The following is a 797-nucleotide window of genomic DNA, read 5'->3' as shown; positions in this document are numbered from 1 at the left end:
GCGCTGCGCCGGCGAGCGCGCCGCCGCGCGCCTTGACCAGGGCGTCGACGATCCCCTTGGCGTCGAGGGCTTTCTTCGGGGCGCCGGACGTCTTGGCATCCGGGGTTCTGTTCGAGTCGGGCATCGCGGGGTACCTCAGAAGGCGGGACAGGATCGGACCGGCAACCATCGGCCGGGGCCAAGGTTCATCCGCGTGTTTCGCCGCGCCGGTTGCCGGATGCGGGCGCGGCGGCGATATGGAGCGGCACCGGCGGTCTTCCGTCCCGAACCCGTCGCCGCATCCGAGAGGCCATGACGACAGCCGCCCGTTCCCGAGCCCCGAACCTGCCCCTACGGGACGCCGAGCGCGCCAGGCGCATCGCGGCGGCCGCGGCCTCGGCCCTGCGGCGCGAACTCGACACCTACCCGAAGCCCGGCCTCGTCAGCCGCATCGACAGCGGCAGCCATGCCGACATGGACGCCGCCACCTTCGCGGCGAGCACGGCGGCGATCGAGCCCTACCTCGCCGACCTCGCCGCCGCCGGCGCCCAGGGTGCGACGATGCCCGAGCTTCGGCGCATCGGGATCGCGGCGGAGGCGGCGATGCGCGCGGCGACCGGGGGCGTGAACACCCATCGCGGCGCGATCTTCGGCCTCGGCCTGCTCTGTGCGGCCGCGGGTTCGTTCTCCGGGGAGACCATCCCCGCCGGCGGGCTCGGCGACCGGGTCCGCCAGCGCTACGGCGCGGACATCCTCGACGGCCCGGTTCTGCTGCGCGCGCCCGGGGCCGAGGCCCGGCGCCGGCACGGGGTCGGCGG

General features: G+C 75.7%; 1 protein-coding gene. It reads left to right on the top strand.

Annotated elements, in window-relative coordinates; genetic code table 11:
* Positions 1 to 291 precede the first annotated feature (291 nt).
* A partial coding sequence (locus FV222_RS27970; RefSeq protein ID WP_187277520.1) for a triphosphoribosyl-dephospho-CoA synthase occupies positions 292 to 797 on the top strand: 506 nt, incomplete at its 3' end.

Source organism: Methylobacterium sp. WL103 (genome assembly GCF_008039885.1).
Lineage (GTDB): Bacteria > Pseudomonadota > Alphaproteobacteria > Rhizobiales > Beijerinckiaceae > Methylobacterium > Methylobacterium cerastii.
Note: the sequence above shows the minus strand (reverse complement) of the source record. Positions and strands in the feature narration are given on the sequence as shown.